This window comes from Bacteroidota bacterium (assembly GCA_034723125.1).
Classification (GTDB): domain Bacteria; phylum Bacteroidota; class Bacteroidia; order CAILMK01; family JAAYUY01; genus JAYEOP01.
Window position 1 is genome coordinate 10,930 of sequence record JAYEOP010000113.1, and the last position, 4,000, is coordinate 14,929.

The window sequence follows — 4,000 nt, forward strand, 5'->3', positions numbered from 1 at the left end:
ACCCACACAAATTACCGTAGAAGCATTTTTAATTACTCTATTCCTTCTTTTATTTTCTTTGTTGATTCTAATTGGTCGCAAATATCTTTAACTGCTTTTATTGCTTGTTTATTACCCATTTCAGCAGCGAGTCTAAAATCATTACATGCTCCAATTTCAATACCTTCTCTTAATTTCATTCTTCCTCTTGCATAAATAACAGTAGGATTTGAAGGGACAATTCGTAAATAAGAATCGTAATCATTCAATGCTTTTGTAAATTCTTCTTTTTTTTCAAATATCAATGCCCTGTTCAAATATGCATCGGGGAATTTTGGTTCATATTTTATACAAATATTAAAGTCAGCGAGAGCTTTATCATTTTTTTCAAGAGCTTTGTAAACCAAGCCTCTATTGTGGTAAGCACGCGAAACCTGAGGGTTTATTTTTATACCTTTATTATAAAAATTCAAAGCTTGTTTGTAATCTTTTTTTTCTAAATAAATAAATCCTTTGTGGAAATAGGCAGGAGCATAATTTTCATCAAAGGCAATAACCATATCAAAATCTTCTAAAGCATCTTCAAAATTTGTTAGAAACATTCTTGTATAACCTCTGTAATAATAAGCATCTTTATCCTGCTTTCCAAGTTCCATTGAAGCCTCAAAACTTACTAATGCTTCTTTGTAATGTTGAATATATAGTTCAGTAATTCCTTTATGATAATAAACATCTTGAGTTTTATTGCCTAATTCAATTGACTTTTCATAATCCTTAATTGCGTACCAATAATTCTTATATTTATGTTGGATTTTAGCTCTTGAAAAATAATAATTTGCATTCTCCGGATTTAATTTTATTGCTGTGGAATAATTTTGTAAAGCATTAAATATATCATCTGCTTCATCCAAAATTAATGCAGTAAGAGCATAGGCTTTATCATTATCGGGCTCCAATTCTTTCATTTTGTCAAAATCATAAAGTGCTTTTTTGTATTGTCCAAGTCCATAATAGCTTTGTCCTCTCATGTAATAAGCTTTTACATAATTTGGATCCATAGAAATAACTATTGTAAAAGCCCTTATAGCCTTTTCTTTATCTTGAATAAAATCAATTGTCCCTGTTGCCATAAGGTCATGAATAGTTTTCTTTTGTCCTTCCGGCTGAGCAAAAACTAATGAGACTGATAAAAATAGTGCGATTAAAATAATATTTTTTTTCATAATATAATCTTGTAAATGCTAATTAAAATCATGCATCGGTTACCAAAAAATAGGCCAAATATAATATCTGTTAAAGTTGACGAATTATTATTAAAATTAGTTGCATTTTGATTGTTTGCAAGAGGGAAAAGCAAAGTTTTCTTGGTTTTATGTTGATTTGTGTGGGTGAAAAAATATTTAAGCCACAGGCGAAGTCTTTGGCAAATTTGATTACTCACAGTATTTGACATAGAACAGTTTTCTGCTTCTTTTTTTAAAATAGTACATTAAAAATGTTAATTATTTAAAAATATTTAATAATATTTGTGTCTGTTAAAACTTTAATTAACTTTTAAAAATCAATTAGTATGAAGTCAAAAGTGTTTTTCATTACAGTATTTTTCTCATTTTTATTTTTATTTTCTCAAGCTCAAAAAAATAAACCCGAAGATAAAATATGGGCAGAGTGGTACACCGATTCAAAGAAAAGTCTTGTAAAAATTTTCCGAGCAACAAATGGAAATTATTATGGGAAAATTATTTGGTTAAAAGAACCATTGGAAGATGATGGAACAGAAAAAATTGATGATGAAAATCCAAATCCAAAATTACAAAATGAACCGATTATTGGATTAATGATTTTAAAATCTTTTAAATACAAAGGTGATAACACTTGGGGAGACGGAACTATTTATGACCCTGAAAACGGTAAAACATACAAGTGTACTATAAAAATGGATGGCGATAAAATTAATGTTAGAGGTTTTATTGGTGTTTCACTTTTAGGCAGGACTACTGTCTGGACAAAAAAGAAGTAGAGTAATTATTTTTTACTAAGGATTTGTTAACAAGTCCTTTAATGTCTATGCAATTTACTTTGATTGTAAAGTTTTAATTTTGTTAATATCTTTGATATTAAATCACTTACAAGCATAAGCATAAATGGTACAAGGTGAAAATGGAAACGTGATTCACCGAAAAAGACAGTTGATAAAATAATATGGTAAAGCAAAAGTAAATAAATTGCTAAAGTTGCAAAAGAAATTTGTTTGTAATTCCAGAATAATTGATAAACTACTGAAATAGAGAAAATAATAAGAAAAAGCAAGAATGCTCCCATTGAATAATACCTTAGTTTATGTAGGATTTTCATTTGATTTTCACTAAGTCCATTCATATTCCAACCAAAGCCTTCCATCCCCGGCCAAAAGAAATAATATAATTTTTTAGGAATTATTTTTATGCTTTCCAAAGGATGATTTCTAATATATTTTAAAGCTAACTTTTTAGTTTTTTTATCATAAATACATTCGTTTTCTTCTAATGAAATTTTTCTCCAGTAATTCTCATTAATTCCGTAATTCCCTTTTGCATAAGGATTGTTTCCAATAAGTAAGTCATAACCTTTTACGGTAGAAATAAAAGTTACTTTTCCAAATGCTTTATAATTCCTTAGTTGCCATGGAAGAACACTTAAAAATAATCCGAAATACAAAACTAATAGAAAAAGTGGAATATTTTTTTTGCTGTTTTTAACATAGCTGACAATAAAAAATATCAGGGGAATAAATAAAGCTTGAGGCTTTACGTAGCAACTTAGCCCGAATAAAATTCCTGTTATAAAAAAACTTATTATTTTTTGGTTTTTTAATGATAAAAGAAAAAGAAAAATAGAAATTGAAAAAAGAAACAAAAACAAAGTTTCGTTGTACAGTAAAGTTGTGTAAGCAATGTGATTAGGATAAAATGCAAGAAAAAGGAAAGATAAATTTATTGTAAGTTTATCGGAGAAAAATATTTTTGTTATTTTATAAACAAAAAACAAAATACCGATATAAAGAAAAATATTTAAAACTCGTCCTATTAAAATGGAACTCTCGAAAATTTTGAAAAAAAATGATAAAAAAGCGGAATAACCAACAGGATAAAAAGCTGTAGGATGACCAAAAGAAAAATATCCTTTGCCTTCGGCAATCATTTTTGCTTTTTCAAAATACCAATCAGCATCACTTACAATCTCAGGATTGAGCCATAATAGCCAAAAAATTCGTAAAATTATTGAGAGGATAAAGCATGTAAGAATAAAATGCTTATGCACTATAAGTTTTACAATATTGTTTATAGAATTACGAATCAAGATGATTATTTTTTGTTCAAATTTAAGAAAAAATAATGCAAACTCTTTTTGTATTTTATAGTGAACTCAATTTTGTATCAATCAATTCTTTTAAATTTACATCTGGTATTATTTGCAAAGCGTTAAATTTAGTTGTAATTTGCATTATTATTGTTAATAAAATTTCATTGCTAAAAAGATAATAAGGGAGGAAACATCATGTCATCTGAATATGAAAAATTGGAAAATGAAGTGCAAGAACTAAGAAATGAACTGCATACACTAAAGTCTGCACTTGGAATAAGTAAAAATCACAACAATGAACCTCAGGATATTATATGCAATTCTTTAAAAATCTCCAAAGATGAAAATGTTTTAGTTTATCTTGGAGATTTTGGAAATCAAGGTAAATCGGGCGTAATCCAATTATCTTGTGCAAATGGTAACCGAATTCAAATACAAGGAAGATATTACCGAGAAGCAATACGGATGTATGCAAATAATACTAACGAGCTTTTATTTTCTTTAGGTGGTGATGGAAATAACGGAAATATAAAAGTTTTCAATACCACAACAAAATCTCAATCTCAGCTTAGAGTTGTTGAAGCTGCCGGAATTATTGAAACCTATGATAGCGATGGAAATCTTTCTATGAGAATGACATAGAATTTATCTTGAAATTCCTCTATTACTACCAAAAGCC

At 28.0% G+C, this 4,000-nt stretch carries 4 protein-coding genes; 2 read left to right on the forward strand and 2 right to left on the reverse strand.

Annotated elements, in window-relative coordinates; all coding sequences use genetic code 11:
• Positions 1–32: 32 nt before the first annotated feature.
• Entirely contained in the window at positions 33–1,202 is a 1,170-nt protein-coding gene (locus tag U9R42_03500) for a tetratricopeptide repeat protein (protein MEA3495082.1), read from the reverse strand.
• A 347-nt stretch (positions 1,203–1,549) separates the two neighbouring features.
• Here U9R42_03500 and U9R42_03505 point away from each other — a divergent pair, with 347 nt between their 5' ends.
• Positions 1,550–1,999: a DUF2147 domain-containing protein gene (locus U9R42_03505; GenBank protein MEA3495083.1), complete on the forward strand. Its 450-nt coding sequence runs from the start codon at positions 1,550–1,552 to the stop codon at positions 1,997–1,999.
• A 38-nt stretch (positions 2,000–2,037) separates the two neighbouring features.
• On the opposite strand, the gene U9R42_03510 is transcribed toward U9R42_03505, so the two are convergent.
• A complete protein-coding gene (locus U9R42_03510; protein ID MEA3495084.1) occupies positions 2,038–3,318 on the reverse strand; it encodes a glycosyltransferase family 39 protein in 1,281 nt (426 codons plus the stop codon).
• Between the two features lie 198 nt (positions 3,319–3,516).
• On the opposite strand from U9R42_03510, the gene U9R42_03515 reads away from it, so the two are divergent.
• Positions 3,517–3,963 carry a hypothetical protein gene (locus tag U9R42_03515; protein ID MEA3495085.1) on the forward strand — a complete coding sequence of 149 codons (447 nt, stop codon included), beginning with the start codon at positions 3,517–3,519 and terminating at the stop codon, positions 3,961–3,963.
• Positions 3,964–4,000 lie beyond the last annotated feature (37 nt).